This is a genomic window from Falsiruegeria litorea R37 (assembly GCF_900172225.1).
In the GTDB taxonomy this organism is placed as follows: Bacteria; Pseudomonadota; Alphaproteobacteria; order Rhodobacterales; family Rhodobacteraceae; genus Falsiruegeria; species Falsiruegeria litorea.
Window position 1 is genome coordinate 21904 of record NZ_FWFO01000004.1, and the last position, 23101, is coordinate 45004.

24 protein-coding genes and 1 riboswitch are annotated in these 23101 nt (G+C 59.7%); of the genes, 16 read left to right on the plus strand and 8 right to left on the minus strand.

Features of this window, described 5'->3' with window-relative positions:
* Positions 1 to 12 precede the first annotated feature (12 nt).
* The 4 genes from TRL7639_RS18140 to TRL7639_RS18155 are packed head-to-tail and all read left to right on the plus strand — an operon-like array spanning position 13 to position 3440.
* Entirely contained in the window at positions 13 to 936 is a 924-nt protein-coding gene (locus TRL7639_RS18140) for a hypothetical protein (RefSeq protein ID WP_085797301.1), read from the plus strand.
* Positions 923 to 1672, plus strand: a complete 750-nt coding sequence (locus TRL7639_RS18145) for a 5-oxoprolinase subunit B family protein (protein ID WP_085797302.1) — start codon at positions 923 to 925, stop codon at positions 1670 to 1672. The genes TRL7639_RS18140 and TRL7639_RS18145 overlap by 14 nt, the downstream gene beginning before the upstream one ends.
* The gene (locus TRL7639_RS18150) at positions 1669 to 2682 is read left to right on the plus strand and encodes a 5-oxoprolinase subunit C family protein (protein ID WP_085797303.1); all 1014 of its coding nucleotides are present in this window, start codon (positions 1669 to 1671) and stop codon (positions 2680 to 2682) included. Before TRL7639_RS18145 ends, TRL7639_RS18150 begins: the two co-directional genes overlap by 4 nt.
* Positions 2679 to 3440, plus strand: coding sequence for a LamB/YcsF family protein (locus TRL7639_RS18155; RefSeq protein ID WP_085797304.1), 762 nt, complete (start codon positions 2679 to 2681; stop codon positions 3438 to 3440). The genes TRL7639_RS18150 and TRL7639_RS18155 overlap by 4 nt, the downstream gene beginning before the upstream one ends.
* Before the next feature lie 114 nt (positions 3441 to 3554).
* Here TRL7639_RS18155 and thiC read toward each other — a convergent pair whose 3' ends face one another.
* From thiC to TRL7639_RS18170, 3 genes are all read right to left on the minus strand, one after another.
* Positions 3555 to 5354 (minus strand): phosphomethylpyrimidine synthase ThiC, encoded by a 1800-nt coding sequence (gene thiC, locus TRL7639_RS18160; protein ID WP_085797305.1) that lies wholly within the window; start codon positions 5352 to 5354, stop codon positions 3555 to 3557.
* 113 nt (positions 5355 to 5467) lie between these two features.
* Positions 5468 to 5589, minus strand: a riboswitch (TPP riboswitch).
* Positions 5590 to 5936: 347 nt separating this feature from the next.
* The gene (locus tag TRL7639_RS18165) at positions 5937 to 7352 is read right to left on the minus strand and encodes a D-alanyl-D-alanine carboxypeptidase family protein (protein ID WP_085797306.1); all 1416 of its coding nucleotides are present in this window, start codon (positions 7350 to 7352) and stop codon (positions 5937 to 5939) included.
* 210 nt (positions 7353 to 7562) lie between these two features.
* Entirely contained in the window at positions 7563 to 8270 is a 708-nt protein-coding gene (locus TRL7639_RS18170; RefSeq protein WP_085797307.1) for an HAD family hydrolase, read from the minus strand.
* An 86-nt stretch (positions 8271 to 8356) separates the two neighbouring features.
* Here TRL7639_RS18170 and clpS point away from each other — a divergent pair, with 86 nt between their 5' ends.
* The 4 genes from clpS to hemF are packed head-to-tail and all read left to right on the plus strand — an operon-like array spanning position 8357 to position 11420.
* Positions 8357 to 8698: an ATP-dependent Clp protease adapter ClpS gene (gene clpS, locus TRL7639_RS18175; protein WP_085797308.1), complete on the plus strand. Its 342-nt coding sequence runs from the start codon at positions 8357 to 8359 to the stop codon at positions 8696 to 8698.
* Between the two features lie 9 nt (positions 8699 to 8707).
* Positions 8708 to 9685 (plus strand): class I SAM-dependent methyltransferase, encoded by a 978-nt coding sequence (locus TRL7639_RS18180; RefSeq protein WP_085797309.1) that lies wholly within the window; start codon positions 8708 to 8710, stop codon positions 9683 to 9685.
* 36 nt (positions 9686 to 9721) lie between these two features.
* Positions 9722 to 10522: an SDR family NAD(P)-dependent oxidoreductase gene (locus TRL7639_RS18185; RefSeq protein ID WP_085797310.1), complete on the plus strand. Its 801-nt coding sequence runs from the start codon at positions 9722 to 9724 to the stop codon at positions 10520 to 10522.
* Between the two features lie 13 nt (positions 10523 to 10535).
* Complete coding sequence (gene hemF, locus TRL7639_RS18190) at positions 10536 to 11420, plus strand: oxygen-dependent coproporphyrinogen oxidase (protein WP_085797311.1); 885 nt, start codon at positions 10536 to 10538, stop codon at positions 11418 to 11420.
* Positions 11421 to 11590: 170 nt separating this feature from the next.
* Here hemF and TRL7639_RS18195 read toward each other — a convergent pair whose 3' ends face one another.
* From TRL7639_RS18195 to hemC, 3 genes are all read right to left on the minus strand, one after another.
* The gene (locus TRL7639_RS18195) at positions 11591 to 12004 is read right to left on the minus strand and encodes a hypothetical protein (RefSeq protein WP_085797312.1); all 414 of its coding nucleotides are present in this window, start codon (positions 12002 to 12004) and stop codon (positions 11591 to 11593) included.
* 104 nt (positions 12005 to 12108) lie between these two features.
* A complete protein-coding gene (locus TRL7639_RS18200; protein ID WP_085797313.1) occupies positions 12109 to 13053 on the minus strand; it encodes a fatty acid desaturase family protein in 945 nt (314 codons plus the stop codon).
* A gap of 83 nt (positions 13054 to 13136) precedes the next feature.
* On the minus strand, positions 13137 to 14096 hold the full coding sequence (hemC, locus tag TRL7639_RS18205) for a hydroxymethylbilane synthase (protein WP_085797314.1): 960 nt from the start codon (positions 14094 to 14096) through the stop codon (positions 13137 to 13139).
* Between the two features lie 104 nt (positions 14097 to 14200).
* Between hemC and hemE the strand changes: the two genes are divergently transcribed.
* Positions 14201 to 15244 carry a uroporphyrinogen decarboxylase gene (gene hemE / locus TRL7639_RS18210; RefSeq protein WP_085797605.1) on the plus strand — a complete coding sequence of 348 codons (1044 nt, stop codon included), beginning with the start codon at positions 14201 to 14203 and terminating at the stop codon, positions 15242 to 15244.
* Between the two features lie 64 nt (positions 15245 to 15308).
* Here the strand turns inward: hemE and TRL7639_RS18215 are convergent, their stop codons facing one another.
* Together TRL7639_RS18215 and TRL7639_RS18220 are read right to left on the minus strand one after the other, a co-directional pair.
* Positions 15309 to 16391, minus strand: a complete 1083-nt coding sequence (locus TRL7639_RS18215) for a CaiB/BaiF CoA transferase family protein (protein ID WP_085797315.1) — start codon at positions 16389 to 16391, stop codon at positions 15309 to 15311.
* Between the two features lie 80 nt (positions 16392 to 16471).
* Positions 16472 to 17452 (minus strand): DMT family transporter, encoded by a 981-nt coding sequence (locus TRL7639_RS18220; protein ID WP_085797316.1) that lies wholly within the window; start codon positions 17450 to 17452, stop codon positions 16472 to 16474.
* 176 nt (positions 17453 to 17628) lie between these two features.
* Here TRL7639_RS18220 and TRL7639_RS18225 point away from each other — a divergent pair, with 176 nt between their 5' ends.
* The 7 genes from TRL7639_RS18225 (at position 17629) to TRL7639_RS18250 (ending at position 22814) form a co-directional block, all read left to right on the plus strand.
* Positions 17629 to 18141: an SRPBCC family protein gene (locus tag TRL7639_RS18225; protein ID WP_085797317.1), complete on the plus strand. Its 513-nt coding sequence runs from the start codon at positions 17629 to 17631 to the stop codon at positions 18139 to 18141.
* Between the two features lie 91 nt (positions 18142 to 18232).
* Positions 18233 to 19162, plus strand: a complete 930-nt coding sequence (locus tag TRL7639_RS18230) for an ABC transporter ATP-binding protein (protein ID WP_085797318.1) — start codon at positions 18233 to 18235, stop codon at positions 19160 to 19162.
* Positions 19159 to 19920 (plus strand): ABC transporter permease, encoded by a 762-nt coding sequence (locus TRL7639_RS18235; RefSeq protein ID WP_085797319.1) that lies wholly within the window; start codon positions 19159 to 19161, stop codon positions 19918 to 19920. Before TRL7639_RS18230 ends, TRL7639_RS18235 begins: the two co-directional genes overlap by 4 nt.
* A gap of 158 nt (positions 19921 to 20078) precedes the next feature.
* Positions 20079 to 20876: a S49 family peptidase gene (locus tag TRL7639_RS18240; protein ID WP_085797606.1), complete on the plus strand. Its 798-nt coding sequence runs from the start codon at positions 20079 to 20081 to the stop codon at positions 20874 to 20876.
* Between the two features lies 1 nt (position 20877).
* Positions 20878 to 21051, plus strand: a complete 174-nt coding sequence (locus TRL7639_RS23130) for a hypothetical protein (RefSeq protein ID WP_165759848.1) — start codon at positions 20878 to 20880, stop codon at positions 21049 to 21051.
* Positions 21048 to 22010 carry a calcium/sodium antiporter gene (locus tag TRL7639_RS18245; RefSeq protein WP_085797320.1) on the plus strand — a complete coding sequence of 321 codons (963 nt, stop codon included), beginning with the start codon at positions 21048 to 21050 and terminating at the stop codon, positions 22008 to 22010. The genes TRL7639_RS23130 and TRL7639_RS18245 overlap by 4 nt, the downstream gene beginning before the upstream one ends.
* Positions 22011 to 22034: 24 nt before the next feature.
* On the plus strand, positions 22035 to 22814 hold the full coding sequence (locus TRL7639_RS18250) for an SDR family oxidoreductase (RefSeq protein WP_085797321.1): 780 nt from the start codon (positions 22035 to 22037) through the stop codon (positions 22812 to 22814).
* Positions 22815 to 23101 lie beyond the last annotated feature (287 nt).

The window sequence follows — 23101 nt, forward strand, 5'->3', positions numbered from 1 at the left end:
AGAGGACGTGACATGTTCGGCAATGGGCTGGCGTTCATCGCCCGGCATGGAAAGTTTGGCCTGATCATCGGATTGGTGGCGGGGTTGGCATTGCCCAACTTGGCCATCATCCTCAGGCCTTGGATCCCGGAAATGGTGGCCTTGCTGCTCTTTCTGACGGCGTTCCGGATCGGCCCGCGTGAGGCGATGGGGAACCTTGGCGATCTGCGCAACACCGCCGTCACGGCGCTGTGTCTGCAACTGGGCTTGCCACTGGCGTTCCTGTTCGGGCTGTGGGCTTTCGGGGCGCCGTTCACCCCCCTGGCAATGGCCATCGTCCTGATGCTGGCAGCACCCTCGGTGACGGGATCGGCGAATTTTTCGATCCTGTTGGGGCATGAGCCCGCCCCAGCGCTGAGGCTTTTAATCCTGGGCACGGCGATCTTGCCGCTGACCTGTGTCCCGGTGATGTATCTGCTGCCCGAGCTTGGCGGATTGCAGGCCACACTGCTGGCGGCAGGACGTCTGTTGGTGGTGATCCTGATCGCGGCGGCCTTGGGGTTTGCCTTGCGGCATTTCGGGTTCCCAAAGCTGTCGGACGATGCGCGGAGCGCGGTGGACGGGCTTACGGTGATTGCGCTGGCGGTCATCGTGATTGCGCTGATGTCGGCGATCCGCCCGGCCTTTGCACGCGATCCGGCAGAGCTTGCCTTTTGGTTGGTCGCGGCCTTTGCCATCAACTTTGGCGCGCAGATCGTAGCCTATGTGCTGCTGAAGGCCAAAGGACACACGGACGCCGTTCCGATCTCGATCGTTTCGGGTAACCGGAACTTTGCTCTTTTCTTTGTGGCGCTTTCGCCCGAGATAACCGAACCGTTGTTGATTTTTCTGGGGTGTTACCAGTTTCCCATGTACCTGACCCCAACCCTGTTGCGGAGGCTTTATGACCCACGCTGATCCATTCCCTGTAGTGCGCAATGTCGGGCTGGACGGGATGCTTGTGACTTTTGCGGAAACGATGACCGAAACATCGAACCGCGCTGCTCTGGCTTTTCGAGGGATGATGGAGTCCGAGCGGCTGGCGGGCGTGATCGAAACCTCGACCTCGCTGGCGTCGGCTTATGTGCGGTTCGACCCTTCGCAGTTCAGCCATGCCGAGTGCGAGGCTTGGTTGCTTCGATTGCTGGACGACCGAGATTGGTACGCGGCGCGGTTGCCAAAGGGGCGCAAGTTCTGGCGTGTTCCCACGGTCTATGGAACAGACCTTGCGCCGCAACTCGAAGATGCGGCTGCGGCCGCGGGCCTGTCGGCCTCGGACGCTGTTGAAAGACTCGCGGCGTCCCGTGTCAGGGTGCTCACAATCGGGTTTGCGCCGGGTCAGCCATACCTTGGGCCGCTGGAGCCTGCGTTCGACATTCCGCGCCTTAAAGAGCTGAACCCCATGGTGCCTGAGGGTGCGTTGGTGCTGGCGATCTCGCAGTTTGTGTTGTTTTCCGGACCGACCCCAACCGGATGGCGGCACGTAGGTCAGACTGCGTTTCGCTGCTTTCAGCCGGGGCGCGCGCCGACGTTTGCACTGAACCCGGGGGATGAGATGCAGTTTGTGTCGATCACACCTGACGAGTTGGACGAGATCCGCACCCGCAATGAAGACGGCTTTGGCGGTGCTCAGATCGAGGAGATCGAGGCATGAGTTTGCGTGTTCTTCGCATTGGTCCCGCGTGCACGATCCAGGATCAAGGGCGCGCGGGTTATCTGGACCAGGGGCTCTCGCGGGCGGGTGCCGCCGATTTGATGGCCTTGCACGAGGGCGCGGCGTTGCTGGGGCAGTCGCCGCAGCTTGCAGCGTTGGAAATGGCGGGGATGGGGGGCGAATTCGAAGCGTCCCAAGACATGCGCATCGCCCTGACCGGGGCGCCGATGGCGTGCAGCATTGATGGAACGCCTGCGGTTTGGAACGCCTCGCACCAGCTGCTAAAGGGGCAGCGCCTGAGCCTTGGGGCCGTTTCGCGGGGCAGCTATGGATATCTGCACGTGGGCGGCGGGATTTCTTCGGACCCCTTCCTGGGTTCGCGTGCGGTGCATCTGACAGCCAAGGTCGGGCAGGTGGTTGCAGCGGGCGACATGCTGCCTGTTGGGCAAGACACTGGGGATGCCGCGCAAAAGATTGCCGTGTCCGACCGATTTCAAGGCGGCACCCTGCATGTTGTGCGCAGCTTCCAGAGTGACCTGTTTGATGATGCGACCCTGGACCGGTTCGAACAGACAGAGTTCACCCGTGGCCCCAGGGCCAACCGCATGGGAATGCAGTTGGACAGTGCGGGCGAGGGCTTTGCCGCCAAAGGCCAGCTCAATATCCTGTCCGAGGTGATCACGCCAGGTGATATCCAGATGACGGGCACCGGCAACCCTTTCATCCTGCTCAACGAATGTCAGACAACCGGAGGGTACCCCCGGATTGCAACCGTGTTGCCGTGTGACTTGCCGCGCGCGGCGCAGACCCCGGCAGGGGGTGCGATCCGGTTCAAGTATGTGACGCTCGAAGAGGCGGCGGAGTTGCAGGCCGCATTCACGCGCGATCTGGCGCGCCTGCCTGGTAAGGTCGAGCCCCTGGTGCGTGATCCGAATGACATTTCGGACCTTCTGTCCTACCAACTCATCAGCGGTGTGGTTTCGGCCACCGACAAAGGAGACAATGAATGACCCAAGTCGATCTGAACGCGGATATGGGCGAAAGTTTCGGCCCCTGGAAGATGGGTGATGATGAGAACCTGTTGCAGGTGATCACCTCGGCCAACATCGCTTGCGGGTTTCACGCGGGCGACCCGGATGTGATGGCCAAGACCATGACAATCGCGGCGGAAAACGGCGTCGGTATTGGGGCGCATCCCGGCTTTCCCGACCTGCAAGGGTTCGGTCGCCGCAACATGAAGGTGCCGCATGCCTCATTGCGCAATCTGGTGCGCTACCAGCTCGGCGCGGCGATGGGCATGGCGCAGGCCGTGGGGACCAAGGTGCGGCATCTGAAATTGCATGGGGCGCTGGCCAACATGTGCTCGGTTGATCTGGACATGGCGCGGGCCTGCTATCAGGGCGCGCTGGACGTGGATCCGGATATCATCGTGATGGTGCTGGCCGTGACCAAGCAGGAAGAGGCCGTGCGCGAGTTGGGATGCAAATGGGTTGGCGAAATCTTTGCCGACCGGGCTTACAATGATGACGGCACACTTGTGGATCGGTCGCTGCCGGGGGCTGTCATCCATGATGCGGATGTCGCAGGGCCGCGCATTCTGGAAATGGTCAAGAAAGGCGCGATCATCACTGAGAGCGGAAAGCGGCTGGAGACCTCGATCGATACGATCTGTCTGCATGGCGATGGCGCGACGGCGTTGCAGATTGCCCGCTCGGTAAAGCGCTGCCTGACCGAGGGTGGGGTCGAGGTGACCAAGTTCGAAAGGTAAGTTTTTATTGTTCCTGGCCGCGCGCAGCGTGGCGACGCGCCGACCGCCCCCATGGGCGGCGCGTTTCGCGCCACCCGCGATCGGCTTGCGTGTCAACGCAACCTTTGGAATCGACTACTCGGCTGGCTCCTTGGTTGGCATGTAAAGCTCGCCCCCTTCGCGGAATTTGGCAGCCATCGCCTCCATCCCCTCTTTCTGCGCCTCGGTGCGGATGTCATGCGAAATTCGCATCGAACAGAATTTGGGCCCGCACATGGAGCAGAAATGCGCGACCTTGTGGGCCTGCTTGGGTAGGGTCTGATCGTGGAATTCACGTGCCGTGTCCGGGTCGAGTGACAGGTTGAACTGATCTTCCCAGCGGAATTCGAACCGGGCCCGTGACAAGGCATCGTCGCGACGCTGCGCCCCCGGTAGACCCTTGGCCAAATCGGCAGCGTGGGCGGCGATCTTATAGGTGATCACGCCTGTTTTGACATCGTCCCGGTCCGGCAGGCCCAAGTGCTCTTTGGGCGTCACATAACAAAGCATCGCACAGCCAAACCAACCGATCATGGCCGCCCCAATGCCGGACGTGATGTGGTCATAGCCCGGTGCAATATCCGTGGTGAGCGGCCCAAGCGTATAGAACGGAACTTCGTGGCAGCACTCCAGCTGCTTGTCCATGTTCTCTTTGATCTTGTGCATGGCGACGTGACCGGGTCCTTCGATCATCACCTGACAATCCTTGGCCCAGGCGATCTTGGTCAGTTCGCCCAGAGTTTCCAGCTCGGCAAACTGGGCCTCATCATTGGCATCCGCGATGGAACCGGGGCGCAGACCGTCGCCCAAGCTGAAGGACACGTCATAGGCGCGGCAGATGTCGCATATCTCGTCGAAATGCTCGTAAAGGAAGTTTTCCTTGTGGTGATGCAGGCACCACTTGGCCATGATCGAGCCGCCGCGCGAGACGATGCCGGTCACGCGGTTCACGGTCATCGGCACCATGTGCAGGCGCACGCCTGCGTGGATGGTGAAGTAGTCGACGCCCTGTTCGGCCTGTTCGATCAGCGTGTCTCGGAAGACTTCCCATGTCAGGTCCTCGGCGATGCCGTTCACCTTTTCCAGCGCCTGATACATGGGCACGGTGCCGATGGGTACAGGGCTGTTGCGGATGATCCATTCGCGGGTGTTGTGGATGTTGCGACCAGTCGACAGGTCCATCACCGTGTCGGCACCCCAGCGGATCGACCAGACCATCTTGTCGACCTCTTCCTCCATGCTGGACGTAACAGCTGAGGTGCCCATGTTGGCATTGATCTTGACCAGGAAATTGCGGCCGATAATCATCGGTTCGCTTTCGGGGTGATTGATGTTGGCCGGGATGATAGCGCGGCCTGCGGCAACCTCGTCCCTTACAAACTCGGGTGTGACGTAGTCGGGGATGTTGGCGCCCCAGTCGTTGCCGTCACGCGCCTCTACCACCGCTTCGCGCAGTTGGTTTTCGCGAATGGCGATGAATTCCATCTCTGGCGTGACGATGCCCGCGCGAGCATATGCCAATTGTGTGACTGCCTTGCCATCTTTGGCGCGCAGCGGGCGTGGTTTGACAGGAAACTCGGGCGTCAGCCGGTCGCCTTCGACAAAACCGTTGTCGGCTGCGGTGATTTCGCGGCCTTGGTAGTCTTCGACGTCACCACGCGCCTCGATCCAGGCACGGCGCAGGGGGGCAAGGCCCCGCTTGATGTCTACCTGCACGTCCGGGTCGGTGTAGGGTCCCGAGCTGTCATAAACCGGCAGGGGCGGCTCTCCGGCGGTCGGGTGAACCGAGATTTCGCGCATCGGCACCCGGATGTCGGGGTGCTGCGTGCCGGACACATAGATCTTGCGCGCGGCAGGCAAGCCACCTGTGGTGATCTTTGGATTGGGGACGTTCATGTCAGTGCTCCTCAAGCGTTTCACTCAAAAAGACACAGATGACGTGGGCTTGGATGCAAAAGAGGGTGTACGGCCCTCTCGTCTCAGGCAAGGCGGCGGGTCATGATCCCGGCGTTTGCGATGCCCTAGCTTCCTCCGCCAGTATCAACTGGGTCAGGTTCAAAGGGTCGCGTCGCCGTGCGTGATGCACCGTCAGCCTCTCAGTCCCCTAGGTGGGACCCCCCTGCGTGCGCTTTGGGTAACCGATATGCACGGCAAAGGCCACGCTCCAGTTCTAGAGTGCTGATAAGACCAATTCAGATAGACCTCCCGCACCCGAGCGATCCCGACTTTGTCGGCACCGCTAGCGGCCTTGGGCCAGGCGCCTCGCCTTCGGCTCGGCGTGGTCCCGATCGGGGAACCGGTTCGCCCCATTCGCCAACCGCCGAGCGCAGCGAGGCTCGGCCCAACGGGAGGAGGTGTTTCGTCAGAAACATCGACGACGGGCGGGAGTTCCCCCTCCAACGCAACAAGGGTCACCCCAAAAGAAATGACCGCGGAGCTCCGCGGTCAAATCTTACGAGGTAGTGCTGGTGGTAAATTCTATGATGGGCCGATCATGAAGCAGGTCACGTTACGGGCCTTCAGGCGGCGGCATGCGAGATCAGCCTGATCGCGCGTCATGCCCTGGAATGTTGCGTCGAAACCACGGGTCGATTGATCGACCTTGCGCAAGGTCCCGTCGAGTGTTGCCATCTCGGCTAGGGCAGTGCGCAACAGAACTTTCTCGGCCTGATAGCGGTTGGTATAGCGTCCGACGTTGATTCCCCAGTGATGACCGCCAGATGTCGACAAGCGGGTCACAACCTCTTGCTCAGGCTGCGGTGCGGCTGCCGGCTCGGGGTCGACCGAAGTCAGAACCAGGTTTTCTGGCCGCAGCGCGGGTCGCGTTCCCGGGGCTGCAGGCGCCACCGAGCCAACCTCGGCTATGACTTCATTAATGCTGGCCTGGATGCTGTCTTGGTTTTGCTTGGCGGCTTCAGCCACCAGAACAGCGCCTGCTGCGGGACGAGATTGCGGACGTAGGCTGGTTTTGGGTGCACCGGCCAAGCGAATCGTCTTGCCGCTGCCGCCCGCTGTGGTGTTGCCAACATAGGCAGGACGGCTCGGCTTGCGGATTGGCGCCCGCGACGGTGCGCGGCGAAAGCCCAGGTCCAGTAGCTCGGCCACCTTGGCGTTGCGCGACGAACTGGATTTGCCGCCAAACACGGTTGCGATGATGCGCTCGTTGCCCCGTTTGGCAGAGGCCACCAGGTTGAAACCCGCCGCGCGGGTGTAGCCTGTCTTGATCCCGTCTGCGCCCTGATAAGCGGCCAGAAGACGGCGGTTGGTGTTGTTCACCGATTTGATTCCCGCGTTTGTCGATTTGCGCGAAAACAGGTTGTAGTATTGGGGGTAATCATAAAGCAGATGCCGCCCCAGCGTGGTCATGTCCCGCGCGGTCGACATATGACCGCTTTCGGTCAGGCCATGCGCGTTCTTGAACGTGGTGCGCGTCATTCCGAGTGCCTTGGCCGTGCGGGTCATGCGACGGGCAAATGCAGCCTCGGACCCGCTGATCGCGATGCCGATGGCTGTGGCCGCATCGTTCGCCGATTTCACGGCAGCAGCCCGGATCAGATAGCGGAACGCAATGCGCTGCCCCGACCGCAGGCCCAGTTTCGATGGCGGTTCGCTGGCGGCTTTTTGGGTTATGCGCACTTTGGTATCGAGTGTGATTTCGCCGTTTCGCACCGCCTCGAACGCGATGTAGAGCGTCATCATCTTGGTCAACGAGGCAGGGTGCAGGCGCGTGTCGGCATTACGTGAATGCAAAACTTCTCCCGTGCGCGCGTCAATCACCATGGCCGCATAGGGGGCTGCCCGCGCGCTGAGCGGAATCAGAATGCACAGCCAAACGGCTGCTAGAAAAATAAGGCCCAAACGGGCCGGCTTTGTACGCCGAACCTGCACGATCATTGCCTCTGTCTGCCTCTGGCCGCCGATTTTTCGGCTGGCTCATTGATTAGTTACACACAGGCTAACACAGAGATTCCTCAAAATAAACCCGGAGGTTGCAGGCAGCCTGTCGAATTTCAGTTCAAGGAAAAACCACATGTAGCGGCCGTGGCGATCAGGCCCGCAACACCGGCCATTGTGGCAAGAATGTGGCGGCGGGAAATGGCCGGATCAACTCAACCTGTTCAAAAGCGCGGGTAAACCGCCCAGGTCTTCCAATTCGCGAAACCGGGGTTCCTTCACAGGGGCTTCGGCATGTTCGATTTCCCAGGTCAGTCCGTGCGGAACGTATACTCCCCATCCGCCGGCCTCGATCGCGGGAACAACATCCGAGCGCATGGAATTGCCAACCATCATCGCATGCTCGGGACCATGACCATGGTGGGCAAAGATCGCCGCGTAGGATGCGGGTGTCTTTTCGCTCACGATCTCGACACCGTCGAACAGATCGCCAAGGCCCGATTGTGCAAGCTTGCGTTCTTGATCCAACAAATCGCCTTTGGTGATCAACAGGACGCGGTGGGTTTCAGCCACTGCTTTCACCGTTGCCTCGGCGTGTGGAAGCAACTCGATTGGGTGGTCCAGCATGTCCTGTCCAGCCTCAATCAATTCGCGGATGACAGAGGCGGGCACGCGATCCTCGGTCACCTCAATCGCGGTTTCGATCATCGACAGCACGAACCCTTTCACACCATAGCCATAGTGCCCGATGTTGCGGCGCTCGGCTTCAAGCAGACGGTCGGCCAGATGGTCGGGTTGGGCATGCTCGGCCAGCAATTCGGCAAAGCGATCCTGAGTCAGGCGAAAGAAGCGTTCGTTGTGCCAAAGGGTGTCGTCGGCATCGAAACCAACAGTGGTGAGTTTACGATCCGTTGACACCTGTTCGCTTTCCCTTTTCTAAACCCGATGGAAGGTTATATAAGCCACTATACCAAACCAACTCCCCAACCGGACTGTTCTGCGCGATGTTGCTACAACCCTTGATGATGTCGGACAACCCAGGCGACGACAGCGACACCTCGGTGATTGTCGAAACCCGGCCCAAGACCAAGCGTCCGCCGCTGTACAAGGTGCTGCTGCTGAACGACGACTACACCCCGATGGAGTTTGTGGTCCATGTTTTGGAACGGTTTTTCGGTATGACACATGCCGAAGCGTTCGAGATCATGCTGACGGTCCACAAGAAAGGCGTCGCCGTGGTTGGCGTGTTCAGTCACGAGATTGCCGAGACCAAGGTGGGCCAGGTGATGGATTTCGCCCGCCGTCACCAGCACCCGTTGCAATGTACCATGGAACGCGAAGAGTAAGGCGCGCCGATGTCTGTCCGCTTGTCTCTGGCGCTCGATTCGGGCGATCTGCTGCCGTGTGATGCTATCTCGGTCGTTTTGCCGACCCCGGATCACGATCTGGGCGTGTTGCCCAAGACCGCGCAGATCGTGCAGCCCTTCAAACCGTTTCACGATCATTTTCAGGCGCAGGGTTTTGCCTGTGTACCCGACAGCGATGACGCCTGCGATCTGGCGATTGTCTTTGTGTCGCGCGCCAAGGCGTTGGCCCGGGATCTTGTGGCGCGGGCCTGCCTGCGGTGTTCAGGCTGGGTGGTGATCGACGGGGCCAAGACAGATGGTATCGACAGCCTGATCAAGGACATCCGCAAGCGGGTTGATGTGTCTGGCCCGATTTCCAAAGCACATGGCAAGATTTTCTGGTTTCGCGGGCAAGAGTCTGATTTTTCTGATTGGATCGCGCCCGGACCCCAGGTTGTCGACGGGTTCCAAACCGCGCCAGGTGTTTTCTCGGCCGATGGCATTGATCCTGCTTCGGCCCTGCTGTCACAGGCCTTGCCGGACAAGCTGGGCCGTCGGGTGGTTGATCTGGGCGCCGGGTGGGGATTTCTGTCCGCCCAGGTCCTGAAGAACGCCAAAGTCGAACAGCTGGATCTGGTCGAGGCCGACCAAACTGCACTTGCCTGTGCGCGGGCAAACATCACCGATTCACGCGCACGATTTCACTGGGCAGATGCACTGAATTGGCGGGCGGCCGAGCCTGTGGACACAGTTGTCACCAATCCTCCGTTTCACACATCCCGTGCGGCTGATCCGGCGCTGGGGCGCGGATTCATCGCTACGGCTGCGCGTCTCTTGGCGCCTTCGGGGCAGCTTTGGCTGGTGGCCAACCGCCACCTTTCTTACGAGGCCGCGCTGACCGAGCTATTCGGGCAGGTCAACGAAGTCGCAGGCGACAATCGGTTCAAAATCCTGCACGCCACCCGTCCTGCTCGCACCCGGCGCTGATCGCCGCTAACGTGGGCTCAAACCAGGAGGATTCGGATGTCCTTTTCCATCGCAGGCAAAACCGCAATCGTCACCGGCGCTGCCAATGGCATTGGTCTGGCCATCGGGCGCCATTTTGCTGAAATGGGCGCAAACGTCATGTTCGCGGACATGGACGAGAAAAGCCTGATCAGTGAATTGGGCGAACAGGCGGATGAAGGGAATGTGCGCTATTTCGCAGGAGATCTGCGTGAAAAACTGACGATTGCCAATCTGCTGTCGGCCACATTGGATGCCTTTGATCAGATTGACGTGTTGGTAAATGGCGCGCGTCAAGTGGCCCCGTCGGACCCACTGGATGCAGACGATGCCTCGGTCCGCACATTGCTGGATCAGAACCTCTTTCCTGCCCTGCGGCTGAGCCAGCTAGTGTCCAAGCGCATGATCAAGCAGTCCGAGGATCAGGACGAAGGCACGGCAGGCTCGATCATCAACCTGTCCTCTATAGCTGCGCGACGCACGCACCCCGAGTTACTTGGGTATTCGGTGTCATCGGCTGCATTGGATCAGATGACCCGGTCGCTGGCGGTGGCCCTGGCGCCGAACCGCATCCGGGTGAATTCTATCGCGCTGGGCTCGGTCATGAGCGCGTCGTTGCAGAACGCGCTCAAGGACAACCGCGACGCGCGGACCGATATCGAAAACCACACCCCGCTGTCACGGATCGCCTCGCCGACAGAATTGACTGAGGCAGCGCAGTTTCTGGCCTCGGACGCGTCCGCCTTCATGACGGGACAGATCCTGACACTGGACGGGGGACGCACGTTGCTCGATCCCGTTGGCGCCGCAGCACACTAAGAAAAAGAGCCTCATGTTCGAGACAGAAAAAACCACCGCCGCCGCATGGTTTCGCAGCCTGCGTGATGAGATTGTCGCTTGCTTTGAAGCGCTGGAAGAGAGCCATTCCACAGGCCCCTTCTCCGAGATGGAGCCCGGCCGGTTCGAGGTGACCCCGACCAAACGCATGGCCGATGACGGATCGGACGCAGGCGGCGGGTTGATGTCCGTCATGCGCGGCGGGCGAGTGTTCGAAAAAGTCGGTGTAAACGTCTCTGAGGTGCACGGCACACTTGGCGAGCGCGCGCAGACAGCCATGGCGGCACGAAAGGGCATCCCCGGCATGAAAGAGGACCCGAGGTTCTGGGCCAGCGGGATCTCTCTGGTGGCTCACATGCGCAACCCCCACGTGCCTGCGGTGCATATGAACACGCGCATGTTCTGGACACCACATGCCTGGTGGTTCGGCGGCGGGTCGGATTTGAACCCCTGTCTGGAATACGACGAGGATACCGCACATTTCCATGCCGAGCAGAAGCGTCACCTCGACCCGCACGGGCTGGCGCATTATCCGCGGCTCAAGGAATGGGCGGACGAGTATTTCTATATCCCGCACCGCAAACGGGCGCGGGGTGTTGGTGGTATCTTTATGGACGACTACTGCACCGACAACTGGCAGGCGGACTTTGAGCTGACTCAGGACATCGGGCGCGCCTTTCTGCCTGCTTTTGTGCCGTTGGTCGAGCGTCGGCGCGAAATGGCGTTTTCCGATGCGGACAAGGATGCACAGCTGGTGCATCGCGGGCTCTATGCCGAATACAATCTTGTCTATGACCGGGGCACCAAGTTTGGTCTTGAGACCGGCCACGACCCGGATGCCGTGCTGATGAGCCTGCCACCCTTGGCAAAGTGGGTTTAAACTTCACCTGAACGTTCTGTAGTGGTTCGGGGGCAGGGGGGGGGGCTCCCGCCCGTCGATCGTGCATCAAAGATGCCCGTCTCCGGTTGGGCCGGGCCTCGCTTCGCTCGGCGGGTGGCGTTTGGGGCCCCTGTTCCGTTCAGGAGCCGCCAAGGTTTACAATCCGGCGTTTACCAGGGCCAGAGTTCGTCTTCGATGCGGTCATAACAATAGTTCTGGGCCATATGCGCGGGCATGTTGTCCCCGACTTTCTTTACGGAAACCGAGTATCCCGTCGATGTGTCGGCCCCCTGCGGTGGGTTCAGCGCGAACTGAACGCCTTTGCGGCCTTGAACCGTTACCGCAGGCCCTACCGGTTGCACCAGGTAGATGCGTTGGGTTGCGCTGCTGCGCAATACGCGAATGGCGTAATCGCCAGCACCGCACCAGAAATCCTTGGGGGCCGAGCCGTGGCGGTTCACCACTTCGAAGACGCCGCTTTTGTTGACGGGGTAGACCTCGAACCGGTTTATGGCCTGAAATCCGGCGGCCAAGGTGGGGGCAATCAAGGCCGCGGCCAGCAGCAGCGATGTTCTGATACGCATGGGTGTTACCTTTCGAAAACTGAGTACTAGCGTACCTCAAGATCATAATCTGATTGCGGCGCGCGACCAGAAACCCCGCAAATACGTGAGCGGAGTTTATCGCCCTATGCAGATCGCCATCCGGCCTCGCGCAGCGAGGCGCCATAACTGTCGGCGGTCTTCATCTGGGGGCCAAGCCCTTTGCCCAATAGGGCCTCATGCATCTTGGGCAGGTTATAGCAGGGCACATGCATGACCATGTGATGTTCAAGATGATAGTTGACCCAATAAGGCGCCACCAGCAACCGCGCCAGCGGCCCGGCCATCGTCGTGCGCACGTTCTGCAAGGGGTTCTCGGATTGCTCGGTTGCACCGTGTTCGGCGATATTGCGCACGCGCAGGACAAACTGGAACCAGGTCAAGTAGGGCAGCAGCCAAAAGGCCAGCCCCCACCACCAATCACCGATCAGGCCCATAATGACCATGACGCCAATGAACACGGGCATCGATTTCCAAAACTGCGGGGCTTTGAAACTTTGCGCGAAATCCGAGGCCGCAGATTCCATCGCCTCTTTGTCGCCTGCCAATTGGAAAGATCTCATGATCTGACCCAACAGCTGCTTGGACCCGGTGCGACCGGTCAGATCGCGGCTGAACTTGCGTTTGAGTGATGCATGCGAAGTCGGGAACTTGGACGACAAAACCAAATCGGGGTCTTTGTCCGTCTGCGTGAAACGGTGATGGGTCAGGTGATAGTGCCTGTAAGCGGCCAACTCGGCCAGGATCGGGCGTCCGCAGAGCCATTCGCCAACCAGGTCATTCAGCTTGCGGCTTTTGAACAGAGCATTGTGTGCGGCCTCGTGCATCAGGATCGCCAGGCCAAGCTGGCGCGAGCCAATCACGATGACCGCAATCAGGAATGTCACAGGGTTGGACCAAAGTCCAAAGAGTGCCAAAGCCAGTGCAATCGTGCCCCAGCAATGCAACGTCAGCCAGACGCCCATGGCGTCCGACCGCTCGGCCAGCGGGCGGATTTCTTCGGTGCTCAGATACGCCTTTCCAGGTGTCATGGTGGGTCCTCCTCCGTCCTTTCGACGGTCCCAACGCCAAGACAGTCTGTCAAATTCGGCGCGGCGTCACAACTTCTGTGACGTTACGACCGCCATTCGAAAAACCCTTGGCCCGCCTGTGCCAGCAGTTTGGCGGCCATTTCGCGTCCCAGTTTGGCACCGTCTTCGACTGCGCAGGTTTGATCATCACGGATCACTTCGGACCCATCCGGGCGCAGCACCTCGCCGCGCAGACGCAGGGTGGTGCCATCAATCTCGGCCAGCCCGGCAATGGGGGTTTCGCAAGAGCCATCGAGCGCGGCCAAAAAGGCACGTTCCGCGTTCAGACGCTGCTCGGTCTCATGGTCATGGATGGTGGCCAGCAGATCGGCGGTGCGATTATCGTCGACGCGGCGTTCGATGCTGATCGCACCTTGGGCAATGGCAGGCAGCATATCTTCGGGGGCGATCGCAGTCGCGGGCACGTCGGCCATGTCCAACCGGTTGAGGCCTGCAAGCGCAAGGAACGTGCATTCGGCCACGCCATCGGCCAGCTTTTTCAGGCGGGTCTGCACGTTGCCGCGGAATTCCACCACCTTCAGGTCGGGCCGCCGGTTCAGCAGTTGTGCCCGACGGCGCAGGGACGAGGTTCCAACAGTCGCGCCTGTCACCAGATCGGCAATCGAGGATGCGCCGGGTGAGATGAACGCGTCGCGCACATCTTCGCGCGGCAGGAAGGTATCCAGGATCAGCCCGGCCGGTTGCACGGTCGGCATGTCCTTGGTCGAATGCACGGCGATGTCAATGTCGCGCCGTACCATCGCCTCTTCGATTTCCTTGGTGAACAGCCCCTTGTTGCCGATCTCTTTGAGCGGTCTATCTGCGTCGATCATGGCGCGGTTGTCGCCGGTGGTTGTGATCACCACGATCTCAAACGCGTCATCGGGCAGGTCATGCGCGGCCATCAGCCGATTGCGGGTCTCATAGGCCTGGGCCAAGGCCAGAGGAGAGCCACGGGTGCCGATCTTGAGCGGGGACGCGGGGGTAGGAAGCTGTGCTGTCATACCCCCTGCTTTAGTCGCGTCACATTGCCCTGACAATGGGGGCGTTGCTTGACAAATTGCCGCCAAAGGCAGAACCGGGTGTCTAAACGCAAATGGGGATGAGCATGGCCGAACAAAAGAAACTGCTGCAGGCGTTGGCGGGTGAGGTACAGGATGTGCCGCCGATCTGGATGATGCGGCAGGCCGGGCGCTATCTGCCCGAGTACCGTGCGACCCGCGCACAGGCTGGGGATTTTCTGTCGCTTTGCTACAACCCTGAATTGGCCGCCGAAGTGACGCTACAGCCGATACGTCGCTATGGCTTTGACGCCGCGATTCTTTTTGCCGACATTCTGCTGGTTCCGCAGGCCTTGGGGGCCGATCTGTGGTTTGTCACTGGCGAGGGTCCGCGCCTGTCGACCATCACGTCTCAAGCAGATTTCGACGCGCTTAAACCGACCAGTGACATTCACGAGACCCTGAACCCGATCTATGAAACCGTCCGCATCCTGTCGCGCGAGTTGCCGTCCGAGACCACATTGATCGGCTTTGCGGGCGCGCCCTGGACCGTTGCAACTTATATGATCGCAGGGCGGGGCACCCCGGACCAAGGCCCGGCGCATGCGCTGCGCGAGGGGAACACGGCTGTGTTCGAGGCGTTGCTTGGGCGGATCACCGAAGCGACGATTGAATACCTTTCAATGCAGATCGAGGCGGGCGCAGAAGTGGTCAAGATCTTTGACAGCTGGGCTGGGTCGCTCAAGGGCGAAGCATTCGACAAATACGCGTTGGAGCCCGCCCGGGTGATAACGGCGGCACTAAAAAAGCGGTATCCGCATATTCCGATCATTGGGTTCCCGCGCGAAGCGGGTGATAAATACGTGGGTTTTGCCAGGGCGGCCGGTGTCGATTGCGTTGCGCTGGACAATTCCGTCTCGCCCGAGTGGGCCGCTAGGAACGTTCAGGTTGACGGTTGCGTGCAGGGCAACCTGGCCTCGCGCCACATGGTGACAGGCGGTCAGGATCTGATCGATGAGACGCGCGCGATCGTAAAGGCGTTTTCAGGTGGGCCGCATATCTTCAACCTGGGTCACGGGATCACACCGGATGCTGATCCCGCCAACGTGCAGTTGATGATCGACACCGTGCGCGAAGGGGCGCGCGGATAGGGGGCTCTGCCCCCGTCGCTTTGCGACTCCCCCGCCGTATTTTCACCAAGAAGAAAGAAGGACGTCAGCCTTTCAGGCTGGCGCGGATGTCGGCATCGTGCTCGCCACGTTTTGGGCTGGGGCGTGGCGACCATTCGTAGTTTGAGAACCGCGGGGCGCCAGCGGCTTGCAATGTGTCATCGGGGGCCTGCCAGGTTTGTCTGGCGGCGTTCATCGGGTGGGATTGCGCCTCTTCGGGGCTGAGAACCGGGGCAACGCAGGCATCGGTTCCCACAAAAATCTCGGCCCAGTGATCGCGCGGATGGCTGGCAAATAGGCCTGTCAGGCGGTCGGTCAGGGTTTGCCAGAGTTTGGGGTTGTATTGCTGCTGGAAGTCGGGGTCATCTGCGAGGCCCATGAGGTCCAGGAAAAGCGCGTAGAACTTTGGCTCGAGGCATTGCACTGTCATGTAACCCCCGTCTGCGCAGCGGTAGGTGCGGCTCCAGTGTGGGCCATCGAGCAGGCTGCGTCCGCGCGTGCCGGACAGGTTGCCGGTTTGGCGCAGGCTCATGAGCAGGTTCATCATATGGGCCGAGCCGTCGTAGATGGCGGCGTCGACCACGGTCCCTTCGCCGGTGGTACGCGCATTCAGGATGCCCGCCAGCAGGCCTGCAACCAGATACATCGCCCCACCGCCGATGTCGCCCACCAGTGTGGCGGGCGTTTGTGGCGCGTCGCCAGGGGCTGAGCCGTACCAGAGCGCACCCGAAAGCGAGATGTAATTCAGGTCGTGACCTGCCACCGTCTCTAGCGGGCCGGATTGGCCCCAGCCGGTCATGCGGCCAAAGACCAGGCGCGGGTTCACCAGGTGGCATACTTCCGGACCGACCCCAAGCTTTTCCATCACGCCGGGACGGAACCCTTCGATCAGCCCGTCGGCGGTGGCGATCAACGCCTTGAGCGTTTCCAGGTCATCGGCATCCTTGAGGTCAAGCGCAATCGACCGTTTGCCACGATCCAAGAGCGAACGTTCGGGCATGCCCGGGGTCACGGCACCGCCCATTCGGTGCACCACGATCACATCGGCGCCCAGATCGGCCAGCAGCATGGCGGCAAAGGGGCCTGGCCCAAGCCCTTCGATTTCGATGATACGGATGCCGTTCAGCATGTGTGTTGCTCCCTCTTCCCTGGGCGCAAGGTTCCTGCGCGCCCGTCCGAATGCAAGCATCTGCTGATACGACGTGGCGTTCAGTAGCGGCCCTTGATCTCGGCCCGGGCCACGCGGCGTGCTTTTTGTTTCTCACGCAGGAAGACAAAAAGGCCGGACCCCATGATCATCGCCATACCAACCCATACGGCAGGTGCGGGAAACTCGGACCAAAACAGCCAACCCCAAAACACGGCCAGCGGCAGCCCTATGTACTCGAACGGTGCCACAGTGGCTGCATCGGCCATGCGATAGGCTTGGGCCAGACAATAGCCGACAATTCCCGAGTTCAACCCAAGTCCGATGAACAGATACCAATCCTGCGTTTCCGGCCAGACCCATGCCCGCAGTAGAAAGACCCAGCTGGCGTTTTCCAGCCCCTCAGCATAGCGCCCGTCCCCAGCAAATACGAAGAAGCCAACCGAGACGATGATGAACATGCCTTGGATATAGACGGCAAGCGCAGAGGCTTTGGTCGTGGCCCCCAACTTGCGGGTCATCACCTGGTTGATGGCATAAGTCAGCGCCGCAAGAACCGGAAGCAACAGCACGATACGGTCTGCGGTGGCACTGTCGCTGCCCTCCCACGGGCGTTGCATCAGGATCACCCCTGCAAAGCCGACAACAACAGCCGACAGGCGCATAACTCCGACCTTCTCTCCCAAAACCGGGATCGACAGGACGGTGATGAACAGGGGGGCTGCAAAAAACAACGCGGTAACATCCGCCAGTGGCAGTGTCGCAAGAGCCACGAAAAAGCTCATATTCGAGGCAACGACCATCAAGCATCGGATGATGTGGAGGGTGGGGTGGCGGGTCTTGAGCAAAGAAACGCCACCCTCGAAGTAGAGAAAGACCATCGACAGCATGATGCCAATCGACGAACGCAAGAACACCGTTTGATGCAAGGGATAGCCGCCTGAAAGCTGTTTGATCAGCATGTCGTTGATCGAGATCGCGAACATTCCGACCAGAATAAAGGCAATGCCCACGCCGGGGCGGGTCGCTGGTGACGCTGACATGTGGTGCTCCAAAACGACAGGGCCGGTGAATTGCCCTGTGGCTTGTTGCCACCGCTATCACAGATCGGACGTTTGTCTATCTCTGTTTTGATAGCTGGCCTTCGTGGGGTTGGCGGCTATGTTTGGCTGGATTAGACATTGATGACCCATCGACCCGCACCAAGGAGCACAGACCCATGCAGATGAGCGACAAGCGCGTGATCAAGGCGGAACCCGCAGCAGTTTATGTGGCCTTGCTGAACCCCGACGTGCTCAAGGCCTGTGTTCCCGGCGCGCAAGAGCTGAGCGGCAACCCGCAGGACGGGTATGAGGCGACGGTGGTGCAAAAGGTGGGCCCGGTCAAAGCCACGTTCAAAGGGGCCGTGACCATGTCAGATATGGTCGAGAACCAGAGCCTGAACATCGCGGGCGAGGGCAAGGGCGGCGCCGCCGGCTTTGCCAAAGGGGGCGCTAGCGTATCCCTGACCCCGGTCGAGGGCGGAACCGAGCTGGCCTATGACGTTGAGGCCAAGGTGGGCGGCAAGCTGGCGCAATTGGGCAGCCGGTTGATCGACGGCTTTGCCAAGAAGATGGCGGATCAGTTCTTTGCCAACCTGCAAGAGCAGCTTGAAGGGCCTGCTGATGAGGCAGGCGAAGAGACCGGTGAAGAAAAGAAGTCCTGGCTGGGCAAGCTGAGGGGGCGCGATTAACTCTGCATCCGCGCGCAGGGGCCTGTGCGCCTGCGCCCTGTTCCTTTTTTGGGGCCACGACTAGGGTTGCGCCCGAAACAACGGAGCAGTCATGTCAAACATCCTGTCCATCACAGACCTGCGCAAATCCTATGCCGGTGGGTTCGAGGCGCTCAAAGGTGTCTCGCTTGATATTCGCGAGGGCGAAATCCTCGCGCTGCTGGGGCCAAATGGCGCTGGCAAGACCACTTTGATTTCGACCATTTGCGGCATCATCACCCCCACTTCGGGGACGGTGAGCGTGGGTGGCCATGACATCCAAGCCGACTATCGCGCAGCGCGACAGATGATCGGTTTGGTGCCGCAAGAGATCAACCTTGAGCCGTTTGAAACGGTTTGGAACACGGTGCGATTTACTCGGGGCCTGTTTGGCAAGCCGCGCAATGATGCATTGCTGGAACAGATCCTGCGCAAGCTGTCGCTTTGGGACAAACGCAAGAATGCGACCAAGGAACTGTCGGGCGGAATGAAACGTCGGGTGCTGATCGCCAAGGCACTGGCACATGAGCCGCGCGTCCTGTTTCTGGACGAACCCACCGCCGGTGTCGATGTCGAGCTGCGCAAGGACATGTGGGAAATCGTGGCCGAACTGAAAAAGGGCGGCGTGACGATCATCCTGACCACCCACTACATCGAAGAGGCAGAAGCCATCGCCGACCGCGTTGGCGTGATCAACAGCGGTCAGATCCTGCTGGTCGAGGACAAAGATGCGCTGATGGCCCAAATGGGCAAAAAACAGCTTGAGGTCGAATTGACCGAGGCGATCTCGGACATTCCTGCTTCGCTGGCTGATCATGATCTGACCCTGATCCGGGACGGGCAGGCGCTTTTGTACACCTATGACACGCGGGCTGAACGGACCGGGATCACGGCGCTCCTTAACGATGTGGCGCAAGCCGGGTTGGTGTTGAACGACGTACAGACCCGCCAAAGCAGCCTTGAAGACATCTTTGTCGATCTGGTTTCAGGAGAACGGGCATGAATTGGACCGCAATCGCATCCATCTATCGGTTCGAAATGGCGCGGTTCTTCCGCACCTTGGCACAGAGCTTTATCTCGCCCGTGATTTCCACATCGCTCTATTTCGTGGTGTTTGGGGCTGCCATTGGCAGCCGCATCCAAGAGGTCGAGGGCGTATCTTATGGTGCGTTCATCGTGCCGGGTCTGATCATGCTGTCTGTGATCACGCAATCCATTTCGAACGCCTCATTCGGCATCTATTTCCCGAAATTCATCGGCACGGTGTATGAGCTGCTCTCGGCTCCAGTGAATTTCCTTGAAATCGTCTGCGGCTATGTCGGGGCGGCGGCAACCAAGGCGCTGTTTATTGGTGTGGTGATTCTGGCGACGTCGATGCTGTTTGTGGATGTAAGCATTCAGCATCCCTTTGCGATGCTGGCGTTTCTGGTCCTGACCTGCCTGAGCTTTGCCTTGTTGGGCTTCATCATCGGCATCTGGGCCGGGAGCTTTGAACAGTTGCAATTGGTGCCCCTTCTGATCGTAACACCGCTGATCTTTCTGGGCGGATCGTTCTATTCCATCTCGATGTTGCCGCCCATCTGGCAGACCGTCACGCTGTTCAATCCGGTGGTCTATCTGATCTCGGGTTTCCGCTGGTCGTTCTTCGGCATTGCGGATGTACCGATCGGGCTGAGCCTGCTGGCTATCCTTGGGTTCACGATGTTGTGCCTTGGGATCATCTGGCTGATTTTCCGAACAGGTTGGCGCATCCGCAGCTGAACGCGGCGTAGACTCAAGCAGGTATGGAAAATATCGCAACTGACGCCGATTGGCGTCGTTGCAATTTTGCCCGTGAATTGTGGGAAATTTGTTGCCGTCGCGTTTCTGTCCCGGCCTGCGTCTTGTTTGTCGGCAGGTGGCAATCTACATCGGCTGTCATGAAGCTGAGCCTGCCGTTTTTCAAAAAGCCGCCCATGGTGGCTGTTGTGCGTCTGTCTGGTGCCATTGGTATGGCCGGGCGCGGCGCGTTGAACGATACCTCTTTGGCGCCTGTTCTGGAAAAGGCGTTTCGCAAGGGTAAACCGGCTGCGGTAGCCTTGGAAATCAACTCCCCCGGCGGGTCACCCGTTCAAAGCTCTCTGATCGGTGCGCGCATTCGGCGGCTGTCAGATGAGCTGGACATCCCCGTGTTCGCCTTTGTCGAGGATGTAGCTGCATCGGGCGGCTATTGGCTGGCGGCGGCGGCGGATGAAATCTGGGCCGATGACAGTTCGGTTCTGGGTTCGATTGGCGTGATTTCGGCCGGGTTCGGCGCGCATATCTTTCTGGCGCGCCAGGGATTCGAACGGCGCGTTCACACGGCCGGGCAGTCGAAATCCATGCTTGACCCGTTCAGCCCGGAAAAAAAGGAAGACGTCGAACGCCTCAAGGGCGTTCTGGACGACATCCACGGCAATTTCATTGACCACGTCAAATCCCGACGTGGCGACAAGCTGAGCACCGAGACGGACCTGTTCACAGGTGAGATCTGGTTGGCGCGCAAGGCGACCGAACTGGGGCTGATCGACGGGATCGCGCATCTGAAACCCAAAATGCAGGAACGGTTCGGGGACAAGGTGCGGTTCCGTCGCTATGGACTGCGCAAGCCGTTCTGGTCGCGCTTTGGCGCTTCGGTGGTACAAGATGCGGTTGCGGGGATAGAGGAGCGCGCTGCATACGCGCGGTTCGGCCTCTGACATGATAATCAAGATCGTCGCGATATTTCTGGTGTTCATGGTCGTGCTGGCCATGTTCGGCAAGTTGCACTGGTTGCCCGGCGGCAAGCGCCTTGCTTCGGCCAAATGTCGCAAATGCGGTCGTTACAAGATCGGCAAAGGCCCCTGCGGCTGCGGCCATGGAGGCAAAAAATGATGCCCTGGATTCTCTCGTGTCTGGGCCTGGTCATCCTGCTTCTGGCCGGTGATGCCCTGGTACGTGGCGCGGTGAACCTTAGCCTGCGTCTGGGTGTTCCTGCCCTGATCGTCAGCCTGACAATCGTGGCTTTTGGCACCTCGGCGCCCGAGTTGCTGATCGCGATCAAGGCGGTCAAGGAAAACGCGCCCGGGATTGCCTTGGGTAACGTTGTGGGGTCGAACACGGCGAATATTCTGCTGGTGTTGGGCATCCCCGCGTTGTTGGCAACCTTGCACACCAGCGAATGCAACACGCGCCGCAACTATGTGTTCATGTTGATCGCCACAGTGCTGTTCATCGCGTTGGCGTTTTGCGGAACATTCACGGTTTGGAGCGGTTTGATTCTTCTTGCCGCATTGGCGCTGGTGCTGCTGAACGCCTTTCGTCAGGCGCGTGCGCATCGCAGGCAAGGCTGCGTCGATGAAGACGAAGAAGAACTGGATGGCTTGGAAGATGCGGACCCGAACATGCCCTATTGGCGGATCGGGATTTATCTGATCCTTGGGTTGATTGGTCTACCCATGGGCGCGCATCTGCTGGTCGACAACGCTTCGATCATTGCGCGGACTTATGGGGTGAGCGAGACGGTGATTGGTCTGACGCTGGTTGCGGTTGGAACCTCTTTGCCTGAACTTGCCACCACGGTCATGGCCGCGCTGCGTCGGCAGGCCGATGTGGCGCTGGGCAATGTCATTGGGTCGAACATGTTCAACCTGCTGGCCATCGTTGGGCTTACAACACTGTTTGTCGGGGACATTCCCGTGGACGAGGAGTTCCTGGAGTTCGACCTTTGGGTCATGCTGGGTGCATCGTTGCTGTTGATCCCGTTTGTGTTCTTCAAGCGTGATATCACCCGCATCTGGGGGGTAATCCTGTCGGTCCTCTATTTCACCTATGTGATCGCGGTGCTTGTCTAAGACAGCTGTCGAAAGGGAATTGCGATGAAACGTTGTTTGGTTACGGGGGCTGGCATCCGGCTGGGCCGCGCAATGGCGCTTTATTTGGCGGATCGCGGGTATGACGTGGCAGTGCACTATGCCTCGTCCGAGCAATCCGCGCTGGATACCGTGGCCGAGATCCAGGCCAAAGGCCGCAGGGCCATCGCCCTGCAGGCCGATCTGCTGAACGAGGCAGAGGTTCAGGCCCTGTTGCCGCGCGCGACCAAAGCTTTGGGCGGTCCGATCACATGTCTTGTCAACAACGCGTCGATCTTTGAATACGATACAATCGCAAGCGCGACCCGCGCCGGTTGGGATCGCCACATGGAAAGCAACCTTCGTGCGCCGTTTGTGCTGACGCAAGCCATGGCGGATCAGGGGCTGCAGGCGTCTACGGATGAGAATGGTGAGCCTATTGCGACGGGTCTGATCCTGAACATGGTCGACATGCGGGTAAACAAGCTGACGCCCGAATTCATGACCTATACCCTGGCCAAGATGGGTCTCTGGGCTTTGACGCGCACAACTGCGCAAGCGCTGACACCGGCCATTCGCGTCAACGCCATCGGGCCAGGGCCGACCGTGCAAGGACACCGTCAAACCGCCGAGCACTTTGCCGTGCAGCGGGCCAACACGATCTCGGGGCGGGGCGCAAACCCCGCAGATATCACCGCCGCTTTGGGCTATTTCCTGGATGCGCCTGCGGTCACCGGGCAGATTCTCTGTGTGGATGGCGGGCAGCATCTGGGGTGGAAAACACCGGACGTTCTAGGCCCAGAATGAGCCTTCGGCGTGCAAGTTTTGCACCGCTCCCAAAACTGTTACCAAAGCGTTACAAAAATGTCTTTGTTTTCATGGCCTTGCTACGCGATGCAAAAAGATTTCATATAAATCAATATGTTATGTTTGTGCCTATTTTTTGTGCAAACAAGCGGAGCGCCTAGTTTTAAACGGGTTTCTGCACCTGGGTGAAAGATATCTCCATACTTATCCACAGGAATCGTGGATTTGTTTTCTCTTGATCCGAACGTCCCGAGATTGCAGCCAGAGCCAGAGAATCATATTTCAGT

What these genes read in the sequence shown, in the direction of transcription:
- hemC (WP_085797314.1), bottom strand. Translation starts at nt 14,096, where the DNA reads ATGACAGCACAGCTTCCTACCCCCGCGTCCCCGCTCAAGATCGGCACC.
- hemE (WP_085797605.1), top strand. Translation starts at nt 14,201, where the DNA reads ATGGCCGAACAAAAGAAACTGCTGCAGGCGTTGGCGGGTGAGGTACAG.
- hemF (WP_085797311.1), top strand. Translation starts at nt 10,536, where the DNA reads ATGTTCGAGACAGAAAAAACCACCGCCGCCGCATGGTTTCGCAGCCTG.
- TRL7639_RS18215 (WP_085797315.1), bottom strand. Translation starts at nt 16,391, where the DNA reads ATGCTGAACGGCATCCGTATCATCGAAATCGAAGGGCTTGGGCCAGGC.
- TRL7639_RS18235 (WP_085797319.1), top strand. Translation starts at nt 19,159, where the DNA reads ATGAATTGGACCGCAATCGCATCCATCTATCGGTTCGAAATGGCGCGG.
- TRL7639_RS18245 (WP_085797320.1), top strand. Translation starts at nt 21,048, where the DNA reads ATGATGCCCTGGATTCTCTCGTGTCTGGGCCTGGTCATCCTGCTTCTG.
- TRL7639_RS18250 (WP_085797321.1), top strand. Translation starts at nt 22,035, where the DNA reads ATGAAACGTTGTTTGGTTACGGGGGCTGGCATCCGGCTGGGCCGCGCA.
- TRL7639_RS18145 (WP_085797302.1), top strand. Translation starts at nt 923, where the DNA reads ATGACCCACGCTGATCCATTCCCTGTAGTGCGCAATGTCGGGCTGGAC.
- TRL7639_RS18240 (WP_085797606.1), top strand. Translation starts at nt 20,079, where the DNA reads ATGAAGCTGAGCCTGCCGTTTTTCAAAAAGCCGCCCATGGTGGCTGTT.
- TRL7639_RS18150 (WP_085797303.1), top strand. Translation starts at nt 1,669, where the DNA reads ATGAGTTTGCGTGTTCTTCGCATTGGTCCCGCGTGCACGATCCAGGAT.
- TRL7639_RS18220 (WP_085797316.1), bottom strand. Translation starts at nt 17,452, where the DNA reads ATGTCAGCGTCACCAGCGACCCGCCCCGGCGTGGGCATTGCCTTTATT.
- TRL7639_RS18185 (WP_085797310.1), top strand. Translation starts at nt 9,722, where the DNA reads ATGTCCTTTTCCATCGCAGGCAAAACCGCAATCGTCACCGGCGCTGCC.
- TRL7639_RS18165 (WP_085797306.1), bottom strand. Translation starts at nt 7,352, where the DNA reads ATGATCGTGCAGGTTCGGCGTACAAAGCCGGCCCGTTTGGGCCTTATT.
- TRL7639_RS18140 (WP_085797301.1), top strand. Translation starts at nt 13, where the DNA reads ATGTTCGGCAATGGGCTGGCGTTCATCGCCCGGCATGGAAAGTTTGGC.
- clpS (WP_085797308.1), top strand. Translation starts at nt 8,357, where the DNA reads ATGTTGCTACAACCCTTGATGATGTCGGACAACCCAGGCGACGACAGC.
- TRL7639_RS18230 (WP_085797318.1), top strand. Translation starts at nt 18,233, where the DNA reads ATGTCAAACATCCTGTCCATCACAGACCTGCGCAAATCCTATGCCGGT.
- TRL7639_RS18225 (WP_085797317.1), top strand. Translation starts at nt 17,629, where the DNA reads ATGCAGATGAGCGACAAGCGCGTGATCAAGGCGGAACCCGCAGCAGTT.
- TRL7639_RS18180 (WP_085797309.1), top strand. Translation starts at nt 8,708, where the DNA reads ATGTCTGTCCGCTTGTCTCTGGCGCTCGATTCGGGCGATCTGCTGCCG.
- TRL7639_RS18195 (WP_085797312.1), bottom strand. Translation starts at nt 12,004, where the DNA reads ATGCGTATCAGAACATCGCTGCTGCTGGCCGCGGCCTTGATTGCCCCC.
- TRL7639_RS18155 (WP_085797304.1), top strand. Translation starts at nt 2,679, where the DNA reads ATGACCCAAGTCGATCTGAACGCGGATATGGGCGAAAGTTTCGGCCCC.
- TRL7639_RS18200 (WP_085797313.1), bottom strand. Translation starts at nt 13,053, where the DNA reads ATGACACCTGGAAAGGCGTATCTGAGCACCGAAGAAATCCGCCCGCTG.
- thiC (WP_085797305.1), bottom strand. Translation starts at nt 5,354, where the DNA reads ATGAACGTCCCCAATCCAAAGATCACCACAGGTGGCTTGCCTGCCGCG.
- TRL7639_RS23130 (WP_165759848.1), top strand. Translation starts at nt 20,878, where the DNA reads ATGATAATCAAGATCGTCGCGATATTTCTGGTGTTCATGGTCGTGCTG.